This is a genomic window from Streptococcus sp. HMSC074F05 (assembly GCF_001808725.1).
In the GTDB taxonomy this organism is placed as follows: domain Bacteria; phylum Bacillota; class Bacilli; order Lactobacillales; family Streptococcaceae; genus Streptococcus; species Streptococcus parasanguinis_I.
The window spans coordinates 1-476 of sequence record NZ_KV794398.1; the positions used below are offsets into that span (position 1 = coordinate 1).

General features: G+C 34.0%; 1 protein-coding gene. It reads right to left on the bottom strand.

Going from position 1 to position 476, the window contains the following annotated elements:
• Positions 1 to 163: 163 nt before the first annotated feature.
• On the bottom strand, positions 164 to 476 hold a 313-nt coding region (locus tag HMPREF2685_RS00055), incomplete at its 5' end, for a T6SS immunity protein Tdi1 domain-containing protein (protein ID WP_083279686.1).

Here is a 476-nt window from a genome sequence, read left to right on the forward strand (position 1 = left end):
GCCTTGATTTATAAGGCTTTTTTGCTTGTCATTTTGTTTTTTGTACCAAATTTTGTACCAAATAATTTATATTCACCAAATTAGAGAGTCTCATCCAAAGACTCGTTATTTATCTCACACTCGTTTTCGTCGAAAAAACCACCGCAAGGGTGGTTCTTTTTTATCAATCGTCAAATACTCCGCCTGTGAGTTGGTACATGAGATAAATGTGTTCCAGGACTTTTACTTTATCCATGTGATCCACATCTTTAAAGCCTCCTAATGCCAAGAGCGGGACAAAACCGAAACATTGGTAATAAGACAGAGCACCATGTTTTGATACAGCTTGTCTATATAAATCAAGTTCAAAGTTATCAGTCACATATGAGTTATCTAAATACTGAAGGAAATATTTCAAGCTCTTTATAATAATGTCGCAGTCTTGAAGGTTATATTTTACAATACCAACAAATTCATTCTCTTCCCAAGTAATAATA